Consider the following 20,573-nt stretch of genomic DNA (forward strand, 5'->3'; position numbering starts at 1 on the left):
TACGAAATGATGACAGAACTCAGAAAAACAACGGGCATTTCGTCGGTAAAATCGCCGAAATTTTGCGCAATCGCTCTAGATCGCGCCATAGCCGCGCCCCCTCGATACAGATTGCCCGCACCGATCATCTTGCTGCTCCACCAGGTGCTTTCGATAGGAAATTTCGCACAAAACATCACCCTTGAGCGCCTACAACGGCCCTCGCTAGAGTCCCCAGCCATCGCGGTTGGAACCGCGACCGGGAGTCGCAACCCGAACCTCACGCAGGCCACGTCCTACCCCAAGCGTAATTGCCGTATGGTGGGCCGTGCAGGGAAGGCTTAGGCCTTGCCGGGTTTTCCTCGCGTAACCGGTTTGCGACCCCTGTACGGCCCGCCGCCCTTATGAGTCGTGACAGCAAGGAGCGGCGCCTCTATCACGCGAGGAAGCAAGGATATGCACACCCCACACGCAATGCAGACAGAGCCCCGCCCCGTTGCCCATTGCCCAACACGCAGACTGCCAGTCACCGGTTTCACCCCCCTCCCGCCGCCATCCCAGCCCTACGAAGACGTCCTGTTCATCAACGATCGCGCGCCCTCATGCCATCTGTTCGAAGCGGCCAACCAACGCATGGGCGCCCTTGGCGACTTGCTGCGGATCATCGAGTCAGGTAGCCGCAACGGCGCCCTGGCCCAGGAAACTGCGCGGCTGGCATCGGCCCTCGGGATGCTCTTGGCGGATGCCCAGGCGCTGCATGAAGCCGCCTTCCATCGCGTTCGGGAAGAAGGGCTTCGGCCGGGTGATTCGCCCACCTGATCCACCTCTTATCTACCCACCGAAAACGTCGGTCCACTTCAACAAAGCGTCGAACTGCATCAAAGATTGCCATCGGCCCTTCCCTAGACTTGGCCTGCCCGCACTCCCAGTCCCGGGAAAATGCGAGCAGGACCACCAACAACAAGAAGGAAGGTACACATGAGCGTTTACCGTAATGGATTGGCGTTGGCGTTCTCCTGGATGCTGGCCGTTGGGGCCGCGCAGGCATCCGGGCCCATTCAGGTCCAGAACACGTTCGACTCCATGGGACCGGAGATGCAGAGCTGGGTCGATGGCAAGGGCAAGACGCTCCACTACCTGGATGAAGGCCCGCGAGATGGCCTGCCCGTGGTGCTGGTCGGAGGCAATGGCACCAGCGGACGGGTACTTGCCCTCACCGACTTCCTGCGCAACCTGCGCGAGCAACTGGACTTGCGCTTCATCACCCTGGAACGCAATGGCTTCGGCCAGACCGAGTTCGACCCCTCAGGCAATTACCAGTCGTACGCCGAAGAAGTAACGGCCCTGCTCGATCACCTGAATGTCAGGCGCTTCTCCCTGGTGGCAATCTCCGGCGGTGGTCCCTACGTGGCGCAAATCGCTTCCAGCCTGGCACCTCGCGTACGCTCGGTGCACATGGCGGCAGCCTTCTCGCAAACGGAAGGGGTGATGGCGACTCCGGCCCGCTGCGCCCTGAGCGATCAGCAGGTAGCCGAGGCCTATCTTGCCGGCCACTACGATGTGCCCTCGGTCTGGTGGGATCTGGGACCGAACACCGCGGTGAACCGTATCCATGGTTTTCTCGACGAAGCCGCCGATGAAGGTGCACGCTTCTACTACGCGAAAGGATCCAAAGGCTTCGACATGGCCCCCCTGACCCATGAACTGCGCCTGTATTGCGAACAGCCGATAGCCGACCTTTCCGCCGTTTACGCACCGGTATTCCTCTACTACGGACTCGCCGATACCACGGTCACCCCCGCCCATGCTGAATTCTGGAAAAGCCGCTTCCCGAATGTTGCCGCCGAACGCCTCTACGCGGGCGAAGGCCACGATGTCCAGTATCGGCACTGGGGCCAGATCCTCTCGGACCTGGCGTATCAGGGAAGACGCATTCTGTTGTGCAGCAAGGGCCGTTCCCAACTGGTGGATTCGGACCAGGCCCAACGTTTGCTGCAGCGCGGCGCCAGCCTGGACATCTGCGCCTGGCAACAGTCGGCCGGACGTTCTGACCAACAGCCCTGACCGCTCAAAGGCCTAGAGCCAGTATTCCCAGACGCGCCCGATACGTTCACTCACGCGGGCGCGGATGGGGCGCCGTTTCCAGCTCTCAAGGGTCAGTTCGTGCGAACTCTTCACGTCCTCCAGGAAGGCGCCTCGCATCCGCTCGCCGAAATCCGTCCCCAGCACCACCACGTTGACCTCGTGGTTGTGCAGGAAACTGCGCCAGTCCAGGTTGGTGGAACCCACGGTGGACCAGACACCGTCGATCACCCCAGCCTTCACATGCAACAGTGCGTCCTTGCGCTCGTAGAGGCGCACCCCCGCTTCCAGCAGTTCCTTGTAGTAGGCCCGCCCGGCATGGAATACCAGCCATGAGTCGGTACTGCTGGGCACCACCAGGCGTACATCGACGCCGCGCCGCACCGCCGCCTTGAGGGCGTCGAGCAGCTGTGGGTCAGGCACGAAGTAGGCGCTGGTGAGCCAGATTTCGCTCTGCGCGCTTTGCAGTGCGGAGATGAGCGTTGCGTAGATCTGGCTGTAGGGTTCTTCGGGCGAACTGCCGATGGCGCGCACCACTTCCTTGCCCATGGGCTGAATCGGCGGGAAGTAGTGGCGGGGCACCAGGGTTCCACCCTTCTGTTGGTCCCAGGTGCCGATGAAGAGCTTCTGCAGCTCAGCGACAACCGGGCCTTCGATGCGCAGGTCGGTATCGCGCCAGGGCAGCTCCCCATCCGACGGCACCTGGGTACTGGAGCCAAAGGAGCCACCGGAATACACACTGCTGATGTTGATGCCGCCGAGAATGGCGATACGCCCGTCGACGATCAGCAGCTTGCGGTGGTCCCGCTGGTTCAGTTCCCAGCCGGCCTTGGCGCTCATCGGATTGACCGGATTGAACTCCACCAGGCGAATGCCGGACTGGCGCAGTCGCTCGAAGTATTCCGGTGGAGTGCCAAGGGTGCCGACGCTGTCGTAGATCAGGTTGACCTGCACGCCACTGCGTTGCTTGGCGATCAACTTGTCGGCGAAACGCTGCCCCACTTCATCGCCTTCCAGGATGTAGGTTTCCATGTTGATGTGATCGCGGGCACCTTCGATCGCTTCGAACATGGACGCATAGGTGTCCGGCCCGTCCTGCAAAAGCTCCACCTTGTTCCCCGCCGTCAGCGGGCTACCCACCAGGGTCTCTTCGATCGCCAGGTGCAGGTCGAAGATGTTGGTCTCCATCCCGGAGGCCTCGAGACGTTCGAGAACGGCCTTGCTGCGCGCCTCGGAAAGCGGGCCATGAGCGCCGTCGACCTGTACCGGCGTCTCTGGTGAATGAGCCATATCGGGATTGATGCGAGGCAATGAAGTGCAACCCAGGAGGAGCGATGAAAGCACCGCTAGGACACACGCCACTGTCCCTGATGACGGCAATTTCATTCAGCATCCTCCACCTGAGGACGGTCGATACCGGGAAAGCCGATCCGCCACTGCAAAGCGCGTTTCCGGACGGCCTTGAGCGATTCGACAGTGACTGCAGATAAAAGGTTGGAAGAATCTTCGAACGGAGCAGCAGGCGATCAGTTCGGTGCCGAGCTCGCAGAGCAGCCAGGCAATGACCAGGCCGACGCCACAGGTCATCGCCATCATGAACAGTACAGGGCAGAAACGAAGCGGTCAGGCGCGATTCATCAAACCCATCCCTGGCCGTCCATCAGCTTTGCGAGAAGCGCGGCCCCAGCAGGATGATGGTCGCGCCCATTACGCAGAGGGCAGCCCCCAACCAGTCGCTCGCCAGCGGCCGGGTACGCTCCACGACGCCAAGCCAGAGCAGCGAAGCGACGATGTAGATGCCGCCATAGGCCGCATAGGCGCGACCAGCGTAGGCGGCTTCCACACGTGTCAGCAGCAGGGCGAAGAGGGTCAGGCTGAGCAGGCCGGGAACGACCCACCAGGCGCTCTTGCCCATTCGCAGCCAGAGCCAGAAGGCGTAGCAGCCGCCGATTTCGAAGAGGGCGGCGAGGAAGAACCAGAGGTAGTTGAGCATCGATGTTTTCCCCGCGAGTGGAGCCCGCCCGGTCTGGCTTCAGCCGTGCACGCCGCCTTCACGCTCCCAGGCGCAGCGCACGCGCAGGTTGTCTTCCTGGGGGCTGTGGAAGCCCTGCTCGCTTTCCCAGCGGAAGGTGTGGATGCCGTTGAGTTCGGTTTCCAGATGGACCACAGCGCTGCTCCAGTAGAGTTGTTTGAGCAACGCTTCAAACGCCTTCACCCAGAGGCTCCATTCGTATTCAACCGCCGGGTAGCTGGCACCGAAGTGGATCACCTGGGTACGGAAAAGCCCTTCGCCAGGTTGTTCGCAGCAGGAGAACATATCGCGCCCAAGGAACGGCCAGGCCTCACCGCTGGGCAGGCTGTCCAGCACTCGGCGGTTGGTCTCGCGGCGCAGGCGGTGTTCCTGATCATCGAGCGACGGCCAGTCGCGGATGCAACCATAGACGATGGATTCGGACTCCACGCGGGCACTCCAGTAAAACAGTGGCAGCCTTCTAACACAGGACTGCCACGGGAGAAAGGAATTGCGTCGAAGTCTTCAAGCCGGTCTGCGGCCAAGTAGCCAGGCTAGCGCGCACATCACCAGGGCAAGCCCTGTGATGACCATGAAAGGCGCCTGGTAGCTACCCGCCAGATCACGACCAAAACCGGCCAGGACCGGAGCGAAACTGGCCATCCCATAGCCTGCAAACAGCATCATCGCGGTCCAGCGGCTCACCGCCAGCGGTGTGTGCGCCTCATAGAGCGGCAGCACCAGGGACAGCGCGAACGAGCCACTGAGGCCCAGGCCCAGGAAGGCCGCCCAGACTTCCGGCAGCAGTGCCGGCTGGAAGCAGATCATCCCCAGGCAGACGGTGCTGACGAGGCCGCAAACCAGCAGCAACTGGTAGCGGTTGTCGAAGCGCTGGGCCAGCCAGGGCAGGATGAAGGCGCTGGGCAGCCCTACCAGCATGAACAGACTGAACAGGCTGTTGCTGCGTAACAGGCTGAGGCCTGCCTCGTGGTAGCGGGCCACCAGCCAGGTGGTCAGGGCATAGAACAAGCCAGCCTGTAGGGCGAAGAACGCCGTAATCAGCCAAGCTCGCGGTTCGCCCCAGGGCAATCCGCCCTGCCCCGCTTCGCTGGCGGTTTCAGCGCGATTCGGCACCGCCAGCCAGAGCAACAGTGCGCCAAACGCCGGCAGGGCCCAGAAAGCCAATCCGAAATGCCATTGATCCCCCAGTAACTGAGTAACCGGTGGCGTCAGCACCGCACCGGCGGCCCCGCCAATGGTCATGCTCAGGGAGTACCAGGCGACCACGCGACCGACCTGATCATGGAAATGACGCTTGATGAAACCGGACAGCAGTGGTCCGGCCACTGCGATACCTGCCCCCATCACCACGGCACTACCGATCAGCACGCCGCTGGCATGGCTGCCCAGGCGGGCGAGCAAGGCAACGCCGATCAGGCCCAGGCACGCCGTGATCACCCGCTCCAGGCCATAACGCACTGCCAGCCGTGGCGCCAGGGGCGCGAGCAAGCCCATGCAGAGCACCGGCAGGGCCGTGGTCAGGCTGATCAGACTGCGACTGAGCGCCAGTTCCTGGGCGATGCGCTCGATCAGGGGGGCAAGGGAAGTGATGCCGGGCCGCAGATTGATTGCGGCCAGTACCAGCGCCAGCATCAGCAGCGCACGGGAAAGGGGTTTCACGGTGGAACCATCCGGGTTGGCGGTCAGGCCGGGGGAGCAACCCTACTCCCCCGATCCGCCGCCGGGCAACCCCGAGCGGCGCGAAAGCTGACCGAACGGACAGCCGCGCTTTGAACTTGCGAGATAAGGATCCTTAGGCGTTGCCGTGATGCTTGGCCCGCATCTTCGCGGCCATGCTGGCCATTTCGTCGTAGAGCGCCTGGGGGTTCTTCTGCTTCACGGCCCAGGCCATGCGGCCCTGTTCGTGGGGCAGGATCATGAAGGTGCCGGCAGCGACTTCCTGGAAGATGTAGTCAGCGATGTCGGTGGCGCTGATCGGAGAGCTTTCCAGCAGCTTGCCCACCTGTTGCTTCATGGCCGGGGTCGGTCCGCGGAAAGAGTCCAGCAGATTGGTCTGGAAGAACGACGGGCAGACCACGTGCACGCCGACACCCTCTTCCTTGAGTTCGATCAGCAGGCTTTCGGACAGGGCCACCACGCCGGCCTTGGCGACGTTGTAGTTGCTCATGGCCGGGCCTTGCATCAGCGCCGCCATGGAGGCGACGTTGACAATCCGTCCCTTACTCTTCTGCAGCAACGGGAGGAAGGCCTTGCAGCCCTTGACCACGCCCATCAGGTTGATCGCGATCTGCCAATCCCAGTCTTCCAGCGACAGCTCTTCGAAGAAGCCGCCCGAAGCGACGCCGGCGTTATTGACGATGATGTCGATGCCACCCAGCTTCTCTTCGCAGGCCTGAGCAAAGGCCGTGAGCTGGCTGTAGTCACGAACGTCGCAGCGCTGTGTGAAGCCATCGCCGCCGGCTTCGCGGACCAGCTTGAGGGTTTCGGCCAGGCCGCCTTCGTTGACGTCGGACAGGGCCAGCTTCCAGCCCTCGCGCGCCCAGCGCAGGGCAATTTCGCGACCGAGTCCGGAACCGGCGCCGGTAATCATGATGCGGTTGTGCATGGTGAGGTGCCTTTCTGCTTGTGCGGTAGATGAACCGCAGTGTAGCGAAGGCAATAGTGCAGCCACCCCTGAATCACGGCGCTGAATGATGACGGCAAACGCAGCTAGCGGCGCTGGATCAGGCGCCTCGCCAGCAGCCCGTACGGCACCAGGTTGAGCAGCAGCACGAATGCCCCGAGCCAGAGCTGGATGCCCGGCGTCAGCCCGGCGGGGTAGATCATCGGTACCAGGTAGTGCTCGATGAACCCGCCGCTGTACCCCTGCTCTCCAGCCGCCAGGCGCAGACGATTCTCCAGCGGCGTGAGCGGGCAGATCAGATGGAGAAATTCCACCGTGGCTCCCCAGGCCACCGCAGGCAGGTGCAGCAGAGCCAGGCGCGGCCATTTCAGCACCAGCAATCCGCCCGACACCACAAAGAGGATAAAGGCCAGATGCAGCAGCAATACGGCGTCAGCGGCGATCCGGTAACTCATGGCTTGGCATCCACAAAGTCGTTTTCCTTGAACCATCACGAAAGGTGGTCAGTCGGTTATTACAGGCGCATCAATTTGCCACCAACCATAACGCGACGTGCCCCTGGCAATCCCAGATACCGAGGAAACATTGCCCATGATCACCATTCTGCTGCTCGTCATCCTGATCCTGCTGCTGATTGGCGGCCTGCCAGTCTTCCCCCACTCCCGTAACTGGGGCTACGGCCCATCCGGCATGGTCGGGGTGCTTCTGGTCATTGTGGTAGTGCTGCTACTGCTCGGGATGATCTAGCCAGCCATTCTGCGTCTGGCTCACCACTGGACCTGTAGGAGCGAGCTTGCTCGCGAATAGTCCGGGCACGATCTTTCGCGAGCAAGCTCGCTCCTGCACAAAGTGCCAATCGGAGCATTTCGGCTCCGGTGACTCATGACCAGGTTCTAGGTAGGTGGTTTCCGAAGTTCAAATGAAAAGGGCGGCCCGAAGGCCGCCCTTTTTGTGGCGCAAGAGTCGTGGATCAGTGGGCTACCGCACCGCTGGCACCCAGACCGGTCTGGGAACGTACGAACTGCGGGTAGAAGCGCGCACGTTCCTCGTCTGCGGCTGCCGACTTGTCGGTAATGGAGAAGAACCAGATACCGACGAAGGCAACGATGATGGAGAACAGCGCCGGGTACTCGTAGGGGTAGATCGCGGTCGCATGGCCGAGGATCTGAACCCAGATGGTTGGGCCGAGAACCATCAGCGCAACGGCGGTGATCAGGCCCAGCCAGCCGCCGATCATGGCGCCACGGGTGGTCAGTTTCTTCCAGTACATGGAGAGGATCAGCACCGGGAAGTTGCAGCTGGCGGCGATCGAGAAGGCCAGACCCACCATGAAGGCGATGTTCTGCTTCTCGAACAGGATGCCGAGGCCGATGGCCACGAAGCCCAACACCACGGTGGTGATCTTCGATACGCGCAGCTCGTCCTTCTCGCTCGCCTTGCCCTTCTTGAACACGGAAGCGTAGAGGTCGTGAGACACAGCCGAAGCGCCAGCCAGGGTCAGGCCGGCAACCACCGCGAGGATGGTGGCGAAGGCCACGGCGGAGATGAAGCCCAGGAACAGGCTGCCGCCTACGGCGTTGGCCAGGTGTACCGCCGCCATGTTGTTGCCGCCCAGCAGTGCGCCGGTGGCGTCCTTGAAGGCCGGGTTGGTGCTGACCAGCAGGATGGCGCCGAAGCCGATGATGAAGGTCAGGATGTAGAAGTAGCCGATGAAGCCGGTGGCATAGAACACCGATTTACGGGCTTCCTTGGCGTCGCTGACAGTGAAGAAGCGCATCAGGATGTGCGGCAGGCCGGCGGTACCGAACATCAGTGCCAGACCCAGGGAGATCGCAGAGATCGGATCTTTCACCAGGCCACCGGGGCTCATGATGGCCTCGCCTTTCGGGTGGACCTTGATGGCCTCGCTGAACAGGGTGGCGATGTCGAAGTTGACGTGCTTGAGCACCATGATCGCCATGAAGGAGGCGCCCGAGAGCAGCAGCACGGCCTTGATGATCTGTACCCAAGTGGTAGCCAGCATGCCTCCGAACAGGACGTAGAGCACCATCAGGATACCGACCAGGACCACGGCCACGTGGTAGTTGAGGCCGAACAGCAGTTCGATCAGCTTGCCGGCACCCACCATCTGGGCGATCAGGTAGAAGGCCACCACCACCAGCGAACCGCTGGCGGACAGGGTGCGGATTTCCTTCTGTTTCAGGCGGTAGGAAGCCACGTCGGCGAAGGTGTACTTGCCGAGGTTGCGCAGCCGCTCTGCGATCAGGAAGAGAATCACCGGCCAGCCCACCAGGAAGCCGATGGAGTAGATCAGGCCGTCGTAGCCGGAGGTGAACACCAGGGCGGAAATACCCAGGAAGGACGCCGCCGACATGTAGTCACCGGCGATTGCCAGGCCGTTCTGGAAACCGGTGATGCTGCCACCGGCGGTGTAGAAGTCGGAGGCCGACTTGCTGCGCTTGGAGGCCCAATAGGTGATGTAGAGGGTGGCGCCGACGAAGGCGACGAACATGACGATGGCCGAGGTGTTCAGCGGCTGCCGCTGGACATCACCCTCGATGGCACCGGCAGCCCAGAGGGCGGGCGCCACGACCATCAGGCCGAGGACGGCAAGGATGCGCGCGATCATTACTGGACCTCCTTGAGGATTTCCGCGTTCAGACGGTCGAACTCGCCGTTGGCACGGCGGACGTAAATACCGGTCAGCACGAAGGCGGACAGGATGAGACCGACACCAATCGGGATACCCCAGGTGACAGGAGAGTCAGTGCTGATGCGAGTGCCGAGCAACTGCGGCTCGAAGGCGATCAGAAGAATGAAGGCCAGATAGAGGCCGAGCATGATGGCAGAGAGTATCCAGGCGAAGCGTTCTCGCTTGGACACCAGTTCCTGAAAGCGCGGATTCTCTTGAATCCGCTTGTAGGTGCTGTCGTTCATTATTGTTGTCCTCCACAGCGCGGGTTGCTGGTGAGCCAACAATAGAACGGCCGTACATGCGCAACAGACGACCTTAGTCTTACTCGGGGCGATTCTCGACCAAGGTCGTACTCCATCCATACAGCAAAACTATCAACGCCATGCTGGATGAACATTTCCATGTATAACGCAATGGACCTAGCCTGAGCTCACCGAATAATCATTCTCATTATCGAGGTGCGCCATGCTCAAGACCGTGACTTTCACCATCATGCACTTCTGCATCGCCTTCAGCGTGGCGTACGCCCTGACCGGCAGCATGACGGTCGGCGGCCTGGTCGCGGCGGTGGAGCCGCTGTGCAACTCGGTAGGTTTCTACTTCCATGAGAAATTCTGGAAGCGCTTCGAAAAGGCCGACAAGCCGACCCAGGAAATACCGAAGCACGCCTGGTTGCACCACCACGCATGACGCCGCGATCTCTAACTCGCGAGATCGCGGACTCTTTCTAACCCTCATGAAATCCCCTGTGCGGATTTTCCGGCTGCCGCCGTAGGAGTGTGGGGGGCTAATCCGCTAAGATGCGCGGCTTTGCCCCCCACGCAAGCACCCTTAGCCATGAGTCAGAACGACCGCTTCCCTGCGCTCCCCTACCTGCTTTCCTTCGTGATTGCCACGCTCGCCCTTGCCGGCCTCTGGTACGGCCTTGGCAAGCCGGTGATCCTGCCGGATGCCGCCACCCCCAGCCACAAGCTGCAGTGCGCCTCCTACAGCCCGTTCGACAAGGACCAATCACCGTTCGACCAGCCCTTCGTGCTACGCCCCGAGCGCATGGATGCCGATCTGGCCTTGCTGGCGACCCGTTTCCACTGCGTGCGCACTTATTCCATGACCGGTCTGGAAGCCATCCCTGAGCTGGCGCGCAAGCACGGCCTCAAGCTGATGCTGGGCGCCTGGGTGAACGGCAACCCGGTGGATACGCAGAAAGAGATCGACGCACTGGTCAAGGCGGCCAATGCCAACCCGGACGTGGTGCAGTCGGTGATCGTGGGCAACGAGACGCTGTTGCGCAAGGAAGTCACCGGCGCGCAACTGGCCACGCTGATCGGACAGGTCAAGGCCCAGGTGAAGCAACCGGTGACCTACGCAGACGTTTGGGAATTCTGGCTGCGCCATCCGGAGGTAGCGCCGGCGGTGGACTTCCTCACCATCCACCTGCTGCCATACTGGGAAGACGATCCCGCTGGCATCGACCAGGCCCTGCGCCATGTCGGCGAAATCCGCCAGGTATTCGGCAACAAGTTCGCTCCCAAGGACATCTTCATCGGCGAAACCGGCTGGCCCAGCGAAGGCCGACAGCGCGAAACCGCCGTGCCGAGCCGGGTCAACGAAGCCAAGTTCATCCGTGGATTCGTCGCCATGGCCGAGCAGAATGGCTGGGGCTACAACCTGATCGAGGCCTTCGACCAACCCTGGAAGCGCGCCAGCGAAGGTGCGGTGGGCGGTTATTGGGGTCTGTTCGACGCCGACCGCCAGGAGAAAGGCGTGCTCGCCGGCCCGGTCACCAATCTGCCTTACTGGCCCATGTGGCTGGGTGTTTCCGGCCTGATTTTCCTCGCGACCCTGGCGCTTGCCGGCCGACCCGCCTCCGCGCGCGCAGCACTGGTGCTGCCGCTGCTGGCGGCAACCGGCGCGGCGTGCATCGGCCTCTGGGGCGAAATGGCACGGGTCACCAGCCGCTTCGTCGGCGAATGGGCCTGGGCAGCCTTCCTGGTCGGTCTCAACCTGATGGTCCTGGCACACGGTGCCATGGCGCTGTCGGCTCGTGGCGGGGTACGCAGCCGCCTGTTCGACTGGCTGGAAGCCCGTGGCGGCTGGTGGTTGTTAGCCTCCGGCTTCGCCGGCGCGGTGCTGATGCTGGCGCTGGTATTCGACGCCCGCTACCGCAGCTTCCCCAGCGCCGCCCTGCTGCTACCGGCCCTGGTCTACCTGTTCCGCCCGGTAGCCGCCCCGCGCCGCGAAATCGCCCTGATGGCGGTGTTGGTCGGCGCCGGCATCGTGCCCCAGCTCTATGAAGAAACCCTGGGCAACGTCCAGGCCATCGGCTGGGCCGTCGTGAGTGCTCTGCTGCTGGGCGCCCTGTGGCGCAGCCTGCGGGTTCGCGGTTGATCCGGGACGTGGTCCGCCCCTATGGGAGCGAATTCATTCGCAATTGAAATCGCTCCCAGAGGCACGACATTCATCCTTCACCGGAAACAAAAAAGGACGCCCAAGGCGTCCTTTTTTACTGCGTGCTGGAAAACTCAGGCGTTTGCCGCCACCAGCTCAGGCTGGCGCCGCACCAGACGCAGGCCGGCGATGACGCAGGCGAACACGGCGAGGCTGGCGGTATAGAGCACCAATGCCGGCAGCGCGAACAGCAGGGCCAACAGGGCCAGGAGCCAACCGGCGCGACCCCGGACGAAGAAGGCGACGAGAGCGGCGCCCAGACCGATCCAGGCGATCACGCGGAAATGAATCAACAGACCCAGGCCTGCGCGAACCTGGCATTCCCAGCGCTGAGCCTCATCAACGCACAACCCGACCCATTGGCCGTCCTCCATCAGGACGAAACGAACGCCGTAGCTGGCGGCCAGCCAGAGCGGCAGCAGGATCAGCAGCAGGATGAGGGACGAACGGCTGGACATGGTGATCTCCGAATGGGTAAGCGGCGCCAAGGATACCCCCACGCCCACGCTATGCAAGGACCTTCCAACCATCAGTAACAACCTGGACTGACATACGGCCCGCACTCTCGGAACTTGCAGTTGTCATAGGCTCGGTATTCACTCATCACGTTCTCTTATAAGGAACATGGCCCGGCAGCCCTGAACGGGGCGGGACCAGGGGAGAGGCTGGAGCCTGCACACAACTGCGGGATCGGGCCTCCGCAGAAACTGTACAGGGACCCTTCCTATGCTCCGTCTTCGCCTCGCCGCCCTGCTGGGCAGCCTGACCTTCTGTGCCCACGTGCTGGCCACGGACCTGGATGCGGCAAGCTACGGCTTTCCGATCAGCAACCCATTCGAAGCGACCATCGCTACGACGCCGCCGGACTTGCGCAGCAAAGTGCCAGCGGACGAAGACATCGACCAGGCTGACTACGATCTGAAGCTGCGCCCAGAGCGTGAGACCGAATTACCCGACAATTTCTGGTCGGTGAAGAAACTGCGCTACCGCCTCGCCCAGCAGAAAGGCTCCGCCCCGCTGGTCTTCGTCATCGCCGGCACCGGCGGTAATTACACCAGCACCCACGCCGAGAGCCTCAAGAAGCTGTTCTATGGCGCCGGCTACCACGTTGTGCAGTTGTCCTCGCCCACCAGCTACGACTTCATGGCCGCTGCCTCGCGCCACGCCACGCCCGGACTTACAGCCGAGGATGCCGACGATCTCTACCGGGTGATGCAGGCCGTGCGCGCGCAGCATCCGGGCTTGGAGGTCACAGACTTCTACCTCACCGGCTACAGCCTTGGCGCCCTGCAGGCAGCTTTCGTCAGCCACCTGGATGAGACCCGTCGCAGCTTCAACTTCAAGCGCGTTCTGCTGCTGAATCCACCGGTGAATCTCTACACCTCGGTGACCAACCTCGACCGTCTGGTGCAAACCCGCGTGAAAGGCGTCGACGACAACACGACCTTCTATCAGGTGGTGCTCGGCAAACTGACCCGCTACTTCCAGCAGAAGGGCTACATCGATCTCAACGACGCGCTGATGTTCGACTTCCAGGAATCCAAGCAGCGGCTGTCCAATGAACAAATGGCAATGCTGATCGGCACCTCGTTCCGCTTCTCATCTTCGGATATCGCCTTCACCTCGGACCTGATCAACCATCGCGGCCTGATCACGCCGGTGAAATACCCGATCAGCGAGGGCACCAGCCTGACGCCTTTCTACAAGCGCGCCCTGCAGTGCGACTTCGATTGCTACATCACAGAGCAGCTGATCCCTTACTGGCGCGCCCGCTATGACGGCGGCAGCCTGACCCAACTGATCAACCAGGTCAGCCTCTATGCCCTGGAGGACTACCTGAAAGGCAACAGCAAGATCGCCGTCATGCACAACGCCGATGACTTGATCCTCGGCCCGGGCGACCTGGGTTTCCTGCGTCGCACCATGGGCGACCGCCTGACCGTCTATCCCCACGGCGGCCACTGCGGCAACCTCAACTACCGCGTCAACGGCGACGCCATGCTGGAGTTCTTCCGTGGCTAAGAAAGCACTCTTCGTCGCCCTGCTATTGACCAGCGGCCTGGCCTGGGCCCAGGAACCCGATCAGGACGGTTTCACCCAGCCACTCAAAGACCTGAAGTTCAACCCCGGCCTCGACCAGCGCGAGTTCGAGCGCTCGACCCTGGACGCATTGAACGTCTACGACCCCTACGAGCCCTGGAATCGGCGGATCTACCACTTCAACTACCGGTTCGACGAATGGGTGTTCCTGCCCGTTGTGCACGGCTACCGGTATGTCACGCCAGGGTTCGTGCGCAGCGGTGTGAGCAATTTCTTCAGCAACCTGGGCGATATTCCCAACTTGCTGAACAGCGTGTTGCAGCTCAAGGGCCAACGTTCCATGGAAATCACCGGGCGCCTGCTGCTGAACACCACCATCGGCGTAGTCGGTCTCTGGGACCCAGCCACGCGCATGGGGCTGCCCAAGCAGAACGAGGACTTCGGCCAGACCCTTGGCTACTACGGCGTGGGTGATGGCCCCTACCTGATGTTGCCGATCCTCGGTCCATCCAACCTGCGGGACACCGGTGGGCTGGTGGTGGATTACGTGGCCGACTACCAGATCAACTTCCTCAATGTGCCGGAAGTCAGCAGCGACCATCCAGAAATCACGGCGCTGCGGATGGTGGACAAGCGCTACACCACCAACTTCCGCTATGGCCAGCTCAATACCCCCTTCGAGTACGAGAAGCTGCGCTACGTCTACACCCAGTCGCGCAAGTTGCAGATTGCTGAGTAGGTCGCCGGCCTCGGCACCTGTGGGGGCGAATGAATTCGCCCCCACAGGAAATCAGAAATATCGACAAAAAAGATAGGAACAAAGAAAAAAGCCGCACCATTGATTCAATTATCAGGCGTAGCATCGCGCTCATTCCAACCTTGAGGAGGTTCAGATGAGCTATCGCCAGATTCTCGAACAACGCCCCGGCCAACCCGCATCCGACGGTGCCGGAGTCAACCTCACCCGTGTTTTCGCCGAGCAGGGCGTCCCGCGCTTCGACCCCTTCCTGATGCTCGACGAGTTCGGCTCGGCCAACCCGGACGACTATGTCGCCGGCTTCCCGCCGCACCCGCACCGGGGCTTCGAGACCATCACCTATATGATCGAAGGACGCATGCGCCATGAAGATCACCTGGGTAACAGCGGTCTGCTGCAGAACGGCGGCGTGCAATGGATGACCGCGGCGCGCGGGATCATCCACAGCGAAATGCCGGAGCAGGAGGAAGGCGTAATGCGCGGTTTCCAGATCTGGCTGAACCTGCCGGGCAAGGACAAGATGGGCGATCCTGGCTACCGCGACTTCGATCCGGCTGAGATTCCACGGATACGCACTGAACAAGGCGTCGAGGCGCTGGTAATTGCCGGCCGCTTCGACGATGGCCAGACCAGCCAGGATGGAGCCGTACAGCGCCCGCACAGTGAACCGCACATCTTCGACCTGGACCTGCCCGCCGGTAGCCGGGTGGCGCCACACCTCGCCGATGGCCTGCGGGTGATGCTCTACGTCTATGAGGGCGACGTAACGGTCAATGGACAGGCCATCGGCAAGGGTCGACTGGTACGCCTCGCCGAAAAAGGCGCACTGGAACTGGCCAGCGACATTGGTGCCAGGATCCTGCTGCTGGCGGGCCGTCCGCTGGGCGAACCCATTGTCCAGTACGGCCCCTTCGTAATGAACACCCGTGAAGAAATCGAGCAGGCACTGCGGGACTACCGCGACGGACGCTTCGGCGAGTAACCTGCGTCGGATCAGAGCGCCGGGAGCACCTGCGGGTGTACCGGCGCCGTCTCCAATCCGAGGAAGCTCTGCAGTTCGGCGCGTTTGGCCATGGCGTCCTGATATCCCAGTTCGATCAACTCATTGCAATAGCCGGGCTCGAACAGCAGATAACTGAGCACCCCTGCCCCGCTCGCCCTGGTCGCTCCCGGTCCGCGCAGGAAGGTGCGGATGGCGCGCGGCATTTCGCGTCGATGGCGGGCAGCGATTTCATCCAGTGGCCGGCTCGGGGAAATCACCAGCACGTCCACCTGTTCCGAACTGAGGTTTCGCGGCCTCAACTCCGCCGGAATGGCCCGGCTCATGTGGTTGATCCTCTCCAGCAGTTCGATATCGCTTTCGAGGTTGTCGATGAAGGTGCTGTTCAGCAGGTGTCCGCTGATCTGCGCCAGGGATGGCGGACGGCCACTCTGGGGCTGCGGGATTTCCTGATTGGGGTTCATGCCCAACGGGTTGCCACTAACCCCGACCACCAGGACCCGGTTGGCCCCCAGATGCAAGGCCGGGCTGATTGGCGCCGTCTGGCGTACTGCGCCGTCGCCGAAGTATTCACGCCCCAGGCGAACCGCGGGGAAAAGCACCGGAATTGCCGCACTGGCCATAAGGTGCTCGACGCCTAGCCGTGTCGGCACGCCGACACGGCGATGGCGGAACCAGGGGTCGATGGTGGCGCGGCCCTGGTAGAAGGTCACCGCCTGCCCGGACTCATAACCGAAGGCGGTCACCGCCACGGCACGGAGTTGACGGGTGCGCACGGCGGCGGAAATGCCGGAGAAATCCAACTCGCGTTCCAGCAGTTCGCGCAATGGAGCGTTGTCCAGCAGGGCTGCGGGGATGTCGCGGCCAAGACCAAGCAGGTTATGGCCGAAGAAGCGCGAGCTCTGGTGCAGAACGCCGGGCCAGTCACTGCGATAGATCTGCCCGCAACGGAAGCCCTGCCAGACTGCGTTCAGGCGACGAATGGCCTGGCTGAAGTGCAGTGCGCCACAGGCCAGGCCGACGGCATTCACCGCGCCGGCCGAGGTGCCGACGATCACGGGGAAAGGGTTGCGCGCGGCATCCGGCAACAGGTCGGCGATGGCGCCCAGCACCCCAACCTGATAGGCCGCCCGCGAACCACCACCGGAAAGAATCAGCCCTGTTACAGGCTTCGTGGTGGCGGCGCTGGCATCCATGGACTGCTCTCCGGGCGGGATTTTCCGAGTATAGGTTCAGCTTTCAGTAAAGCTTCGGCGCGCCTTCCGGCCGGGTCTTGAAGCGGCGATGGGCCCAGAGGTACTGCTCAGGGCATTCGCGTACGGCATCTTCGACCCACTGATTGACGCGCAGGCAGTCGGCCTCTTCGGTTTCACCAGGGAAGTCGGACAGCGGCGGATGAATCACCAGCCTGTAGCCGGTGCCATCGTCCAGGCGGCGCTGAGTGAAGGGCAGCACGATGGCCCGGCCCAGACGGGCGAACTTGGTGGTGGCAGTAACGGTAGCGGCCTCAATGCCGAACAGAGGCACGAACAGGCTCTGCTTGCGGCCATAGTCCTGGTCCGGCGCGTACCAGATTGCGCGACCAGCGCGCAGAACCTTGAGCATGGCACGCACATCCTCGCGTTCGATGGCGGTGGCATCCAGGTTGTGGCGCTCACGGCCGCGACGCTGGATGAAATCGAACAGCGCGTTCTTGTGCTCACGGTACATGCCGTCGATGGTGTGCACTTGTCCAAGCAACGCGGCACCGATTTCCAGGGTAGTGAAGTGCAGGGCCATGAGGATCACCCCCTGCCCTTCGGCCTGTGCCTTCTGCAGGTGCTCCAGCCCTTCTATATGAGAAAGCTGCGCCAGACGGGGCTTGGGCCACCACCAGCTCATGGCCATCTCGAAGAAAGCAATACCGGTGGAAGCAAAGTTCTCCCGCAGCAGACGCTCCCGCTCAGAGCTGGACAGCTCCGGGAAGCACAACTCAAGGTTGCGCCGGGCGATCTTTCTTCGCGAACCGGCCACACGCAGCATCAACGCCCCAAGTGCGCGCCCCATCCCCAGTTGCACCCGATAGGGCAACAAAGTGATCAGCCACAGCACGCCAAGTCCCAGCCACAGCGGCCAAAAGCGCGGCTGGAGGAACTGTGGGCGAAATTGAGGTCTATCCATCTCTGAATCCGCTTGAGCGAGAAAACCGCGCATTCTACTCCAAATGCGCCGCCCCCTTCCGGCTTGCTAGCGCCGGACGATCTCGCTATAAGTCCTCGCCATTCACGACTGCAGGCAGACCATGAGCCAAGCTGACCTTCTCGACCAAGACCCCGTGTTCCAGCTCAAGGGCAGCATGCTCGCCATCACCGTGATGGAGCTGGCACACAATGACCTCGAACGACTCGATCGGCAATTGGACGAGAAAGTCGCCCAGGCGCCCAACTTCTTCCAGAACACACCGCTGGTCATGGCGCTGGACAAGCTGCCAGACGGCGAGCAGCCGCTGGACCTGCCCGCGCTGCTGGAAATCTGCCGCCGCCATGGCCTGCGCACCCTGGCAATCCGCGCCAGCCGCGAAGAGCATATCGCCGCCGCCGATGCCCTGGACATCCCGGTCCTGCCGCCGTCCGGCGCCCGCGAGCGCCCCATCGACCCGGTAGAACCCGAGGCCAAGAAGAAAGTCGAGAAACCTGTCGAGCCGCCCAAACCCGAGGTGCAACCGACAAAGGTCATCACTACTCCGGTGCGCGGTGGCCAGCAGGTGTATGCTCCGGGCGGCGATCTCGTAGTGTTGGCTGCGGTCAGCCCCGGCGCGGAACTTCTCGCCGATGGCAACATCCATGTTTACGGTCCCATGCGCGGTCGTGCACTTGCAGGGATCAAGGGCGATACCAAAGCTCGCATCTTCTGCCGTCAACTGGCCGCCGAGCTGGTCTCGGTGGCGGGTCAGTACAAGGTTGCCGACGACCTGCGGCGCGACCCGCTCTGGGGTCAGCAGGTACAAGTCAGCCTGTCGGGTGACGTGTTGAACATCACCCGCCTTTAACGGATACTGCCGCGAATTTTCAGGGACCTGAAAGGGAAGAGGAATGGCTCGATCGGGCCGATAACTTCCCGATTTTCTTATCATTTGGGGTGAATCACCTTGGCCAAGATCCTCGTTGTCACGTCCGGCAAGGGTGGTGTGGGTAAAACCACCACCAGCGCCGCAATCGGTACCGGTCTCGCACTGCGCGGTCACAAGACCGTCATCGTCGACTTCGACGTCGGCCTGCGTAACCTGGACCTGATCATGGGTTGCGAACGCCGCGTGGTGTACGACTTCGTCAACGTCATCAATGGCGAAGCGTCCCTCACCCAGGCCCTGATCAAGGACAAACGCCTGGAAAACCTCTACGTCCTGGCTGCCAGCCAGACTCGCGACAAGGATGCGCTGACCCTCGAAGGCGTCGGCAAGGTCATCGAGGAACTGTCGCAGAACTTCGAATACGTGGTCTGCGATTCGCCGGCCGGTATCGAGAAAGGCGCCCACCTGGCCATGTACTACGCCGACGAGGCGATCGTCGTGACCAACCCGGAAGTTTCCTCCGTGCGTGACTCGGATCGCATGCTTGGCCTGCTGGCCAGCAAGTCCCGCCGCGCAGAGAAGGGCGAAGACCCGATCAAGGAACGCCTGCTCCTGACCCGTTACAACCCCGAGCGCGTCACCAAGGGCGAAATGCTCGGCGTCGAAGACGTCGAGGAAATCCTCGCCATCAACCTGCTCGGTGTCATCCCGGAATCCCAGGCGGTACTCAAGGCCTCCAACCAGGGTATTCCGGTCATCCTCGACGACCAGAGCGACGCCGGCCAGGCGTACAGCGATGCCGTCGACCGCCTGCTCGGCAAGGAGCTGCCCCATCGCTTCCTCGACGTGCAGAAGAAGGGACTCTTACAACGCCTGTTCGGAGGCCGTGAATGAACATTTTCGACTTCTTTCGCGAGCGGAAGAAGCAGAACAGCGCTTCGATCGCTAAGGAACGACTCCAGATCATCGTTGCCCACGAACGTGGCCAGCGTAGCCAACCCGACTATCTGCCTGCCCTGCAGAAAGATCTGGTGGACGTGATTCGCAAGTACGTCAACATCGACCAGGAACAAGTTCAGGTCATGCTGGAGAACCAGGGCAGCTGCTCCATCCTGGAACTTAACATCACCCTGCCCGATCGTTGATCGACGCAGTTGTGCAATAACGGCGGCCTCGGCCGCCGTTTGCTTTTTCGGACGCCCCAATCCATGCCGCTTTCCCAGATCGAGTTCATCCACAAGGACGATGCCCTGCTGGTGGTCAACAAGCCGACCCTGCTGCTGTCCGTGCCCGGCCGGGCCGACGACAACAAGGACTGCCTGATCACCCGCCTGCAGGAGAATGGCTACCCGGAGGCGCGCATCGTCCACCGGCTGGACTGGGAAACGTCGGGCCTGATCGTGCTGGCCCGCGACGCCGACAGCCATCGCGAACTGTCCCGGCAGTTCCACGACCGCGAGACCGAGAAGGCCTACACAGCCTTATGCTGGGGCGAACCGGAGCTGGACAGTGGCCGCATCGAACTCCCCCTGCGCTACGACCCGCCAACCAAGCCCCGCCACGTGGTGGACTTCGAGCAGGGCCGCCATGCCCTGACCTTCTGGCAGGTGGTCGAGCGCTGCGGCCATTACAGCCGCGTCGAACTCACTCCCATCACCGGCCGCTCGCACCAACTCCGCGTGCACATGCTCTCCATCGGCCACCCACTTCTGGGCGACCGCCTCTATGCCAACCCCGAGGCCCTGGCCGCCCATGACCGCCTGTGCCTGCATGCCAGCATGCTGTGCCTTACCCATCCGCAGACGGGTGAGCGCCTGAGATTCGAGTGTCCGGCGCCGTTCTGACCTAGGCTCAAGAAAAAGACTGCA

23 protein-coding genes are annotated in these 20,573 nt (G+C 62.3%); 12 read left to right on the top strand and 11 right to left on the bottom strand.

The annotated features are described in order from the left end of the window. Positions 1-435: 435 nt before the first annotated feature. Positions 436-798 carry a hypothetical protein gene (locus tag E8E75_RS13875; RefSeq protein ID WP_256673235.1) on the top strand — a complete coding sequence of 121 codons (363 nt, stop codon included), beginning with the start codon at positions 436-438 and terminating at the stop codon, positions 796-798. A gap of 159 nt (positions 799-957) precedes the next feature. Then, positions 958-2,043 carry an alpha/beta hydrolase gene (locus tag E8E75_RS13880; RefSeq protein ID WP_256673237.1) on the top strand — a complete coding sequence of 362 codons (1,086 nt, stop codon included), beginning with the start codon at positions 958-960 and terminating at the stop codon, positions 2,041-2,043. A 12-nt stretch (positions 2,044-2,055) separates the two neighbouring features. On the opposite strand, the gene cls is transcribed toward E8E75_RS13880, so the two are convergent. The 6 genes from cls to E8E75_RS13910 form a co-directional block, all read right to left on the bottom strand. Next, on the bottom strand, positions 2,056-3,351 hold the full coding sequence (gene cls / locus E8E75_RS13885; protein WP_256661004.1) for a cardiolipin synthase: 1,296 nt from the start codon (positions 3,349-3,351) through the stop codon (positions 2,056-2,058). Positions 3,352-3,721: 370 nt separating this feature from the next. Then, a complete protein-coding gene (locus tag E8E75_RS13890; protein ID WP_120652623.1) occupies positions 3,722-4,054 on the bottom strand; it encodes a YnfA family protein in 333 nt (110 codons plus the stop codon). Positions 4,055-4,093: 39 nt separating this feature from the next. After that, entirely contained in the window at positions 4,094-4,522 is a 429-nt protein-coding gene (locus E8E75_RS13895; protein WP_120652624.1) for a hypothetical protein, read from the bottom strand. Between the two features lie 75 nt (positions 4,523-4,597). Beyond that, complete coding sequence (locus E8E75_RS13900) at positions 4,598-5,752, bottom strand: MFS transporter (RefSeq protein ID WP_280359193.1); 1,155 nt, start codon at positions 5,750-5,752, stop codon at positions 4,598-4,600. Positions 5,753-5,885: 133 nt separating this feature from the next. Further along, complete coding sequence (locus E8E75_RS13905) at positions 5,886-6,698, bottom strand: SDR family oxidoreductase (protein ID WP_120652626.1); 813 nt, start codon at positions 6,696-6,698, stop codon at positions 5,886-5,888. Positions 6,699-6,802: 104 nt separating this feature from the next. Beyond that, complete coding sequence (locus tag E8E75_RS13910; protein WP_120652627.1) at positions 6,803-7,171, bottom strand: DUF2784 domain-containing protein; 369 nt, start codon at positions 7,169-7,171, stop codon at positions 6,803-6,805. 136 nt (positions 7,172-7,307) lie between these two features. Between E8E75_RS13910 and E8E75_RS13915 the strand changes: the two genes are divergently transcribed. Then, positions 7,308-7,463 carry a DUF3309 family protein gene (locus E8E75_RS13915; RefSeq protein ID WP_107504050.1) on the top strand — a complete coding sequence of 52 codons (156 nt, stop codon included), beginning with the start codon at positions 7,308-7,310 and terminating at the stop codon, positions 7,461-7,463. Between the two features lie 223 nt (positions 7,464-7,686). On the opposite strand, the gene E8E75_RS13920 is transcribed toward E8E75_RS13915, so the two are convergent. Beyond that, entirely contained in the window at positions 7,687-9,345 is a 1,659-nt protein-coding gene (locus E8E75_RS13920; protein ID WP_120652628.1) for a cation acetate symporter, read from the bottom strand. Then, entirely contained in the window at positions 9,345-9,653 is a 309-nt protein-coding gene (locus E8E75_RS13925) for a DUF485 domain-containing protein (RefSeq protein WP_120652629.1), read from the bottom strand. Before E8E75_RS13925 ends, E8E75_RS13920 begins: the two co-directional genes overlap by 1 nt. Positions 9,654-9,876: 223 nt before the next feature. Between E8E75_RS13925 and E8E75_RS13930 the strand changes: the two genes are divergently transcribed. Both E8E75_RS13930 and E8E75_RS13935 read left to right on the top strand, forming a co-directional pair. Then, positions 9,877-10,101: a DUF2061 domain-containing protein gene (locus tag E8E75_RS13930; protein WP_120652630.1), complete on the top strand. Its 225-nt coding sequence runs from the start codon at positions 9,877-9,879 to the stop codon at positions 10,099-10,101. A gap of 147 nt (positions 10,102-10,248) precedes the next feature. Further along, positions 10,249-11,799, top strand: coding sequence for a glycosyl hydrolase family 17 protein (locus tag E8E75_RS13935; RefSeq protein WP_153921312.1), 1,551 nt, complete (start codon positions 10,249-10,251; stop codon positions 11,797-11,799). Between the two features lie 134 nt (positions 11,800-11,933). On the opposite strand, the gene E8E75_RS13940 is transcribed toward E8E75_RS13935, so the two are convergent. Then, entirely contained in the window at positions 11,934-12,317 is a 384-nt protein-coding gene (locus E8E75_RS13940) for a hypothetical protein (protein ID WP_120652632.1), read from the bottom strand. Positions 12,318-12,585: 268 nt separating this feature from the next. Between E8E75_RS13940 and E8E75_RS13945 the strand changes: the two genes are divergently transcribed. From E8E75_RS13945 to E8E75_RS13955, 3 genes are all read left to right on the top strand, one after another. Further along, positions 12,586-13,881: a serine/threonine protein kinase gene (locus E8E75_RS13945; RefSeq protein WP_120652633.1), complete on the top strand. Its 1,296-nt coding sequence runs from the start codon at positions 12,586-12,588 to the stop codon at positions 13,879-13,881. Then, positions 13,874-14,638 (top strand): VacJ family lipoprotein, encoded by a 765-nt coding sequence (locus tag E8E75_RS13950; protein WP_280359197.1) that lies wholly within the window; start codon positions 13,874-13,876, stop codon positions 14,636-14,638. Before E8E75_RS13945 ends, E8E75_RS13950 begins: the two co-directional genes overlap by 8 nt. Positions 14,639-14,792: 154 nt before the next feature. Further along, entirely contained in the window at positions 14,793-15,638 is an 846-nt protein-coding gene (locus tag E8E75_RS13955) for a pirin family protein (protein ID WP_120652635.1), read from the top strand. A gap of 11 nt (positions 15,639-15,649) precedes the next feature. Here E8E75_RS13955 and E8E75_RS13960 read toward each other — a convergent pair whose 3' ends face one another. Beyond that, entirely contained in the window at positions 15,650-16,852 is a 1,203-nt protein-coding gene (locus E8E75_RS13960) for a patatin-like phospholipase family protein (protein ID WP_153921314.1), read from the bottom strand. A 43-nt stretch (positions 16,853-16,895) separates the two neighbouring features. Further along, on the bottom strand, positions 16,896-17,816 hold the full coding sequence (locus tag E8E75_RS13965; protein WP_120652637.1) for a lipid A biosynthesis lauroyl acyltransferase: 921 nt from the start codon (positions 17,814-17,816) through the stop codon (positions 16,896-16,898). A gap of 121 nt (positions 17,817-17,937) precedes the next feature. Here E8E75_RS13965 and minC point away from each other — a divergent pair, with 121 nt between their 5' ends. The 4 genes from minC (at position 17,938) to E8E75_RS13985 (ending at position 20,549) form a co-directional block, all read left to right on the top strand. Further along, positions 17,938-18,684 (top strand): septum site-determining protein MinC, encoded by a 747-nt coding sequence (gene minC / locus E8E75_RS13970; RefSeq protein ID WP_120652638.1) that lies wholly within the window; start codon positions 17,938-17,940, stop codon positions 18,682-18,684. Between the two features lie 99 nt (positions 18,685-18,783). Further along, positions 18,784-19,599 (top strand): septum site-determining protein MinD, encoded by an 816-nt coding sequence (minD, locus tag E8E75_RS13975; protein ID WP_120652639.1) that lies wholly within the window; start codon positions 18,784-18,786, stop codon positions 19,597-19,599. Next, positions 19,596-19,850, top strand: a complete 255-nt coding sequence (minE, locus tag E8E75_RS13980; protein ID WP_120652640.1) for a cell division topological specificity factor MinE — start codon at positions 19,596-19,598, stop codon at positions 19,848-19,850. Before minD ends, minE begins: the two co-directional genes overlap by 4 nt. A 63-nt stretch (positions 19,851-19,913) precedes the next feature. Beyond that, positions 19,914-20,549, top strand: coding sequence for an RluA family pseudouridine synthase (locus E8E75_RS13985; RefSeq protein WP_120652641.1), 636 nt, complete (start codon positions 19,914-19,916; stop codon positions 20,547-20,549). The last annotated feature ends 24 nt before the right edge of the window (positions 20,550-20,573 follow it).

The organism is Pseudomonas sp. BN606 (assembly GCF_029873115.1).
In the GTDB taxonomy this organism is placed as follows: domain Bacteria; phylum Pseudomonadota; class Gammaproteobacteria; order Pseudomonadales; family Pseudomonadaceae; genus Metapseudomonas.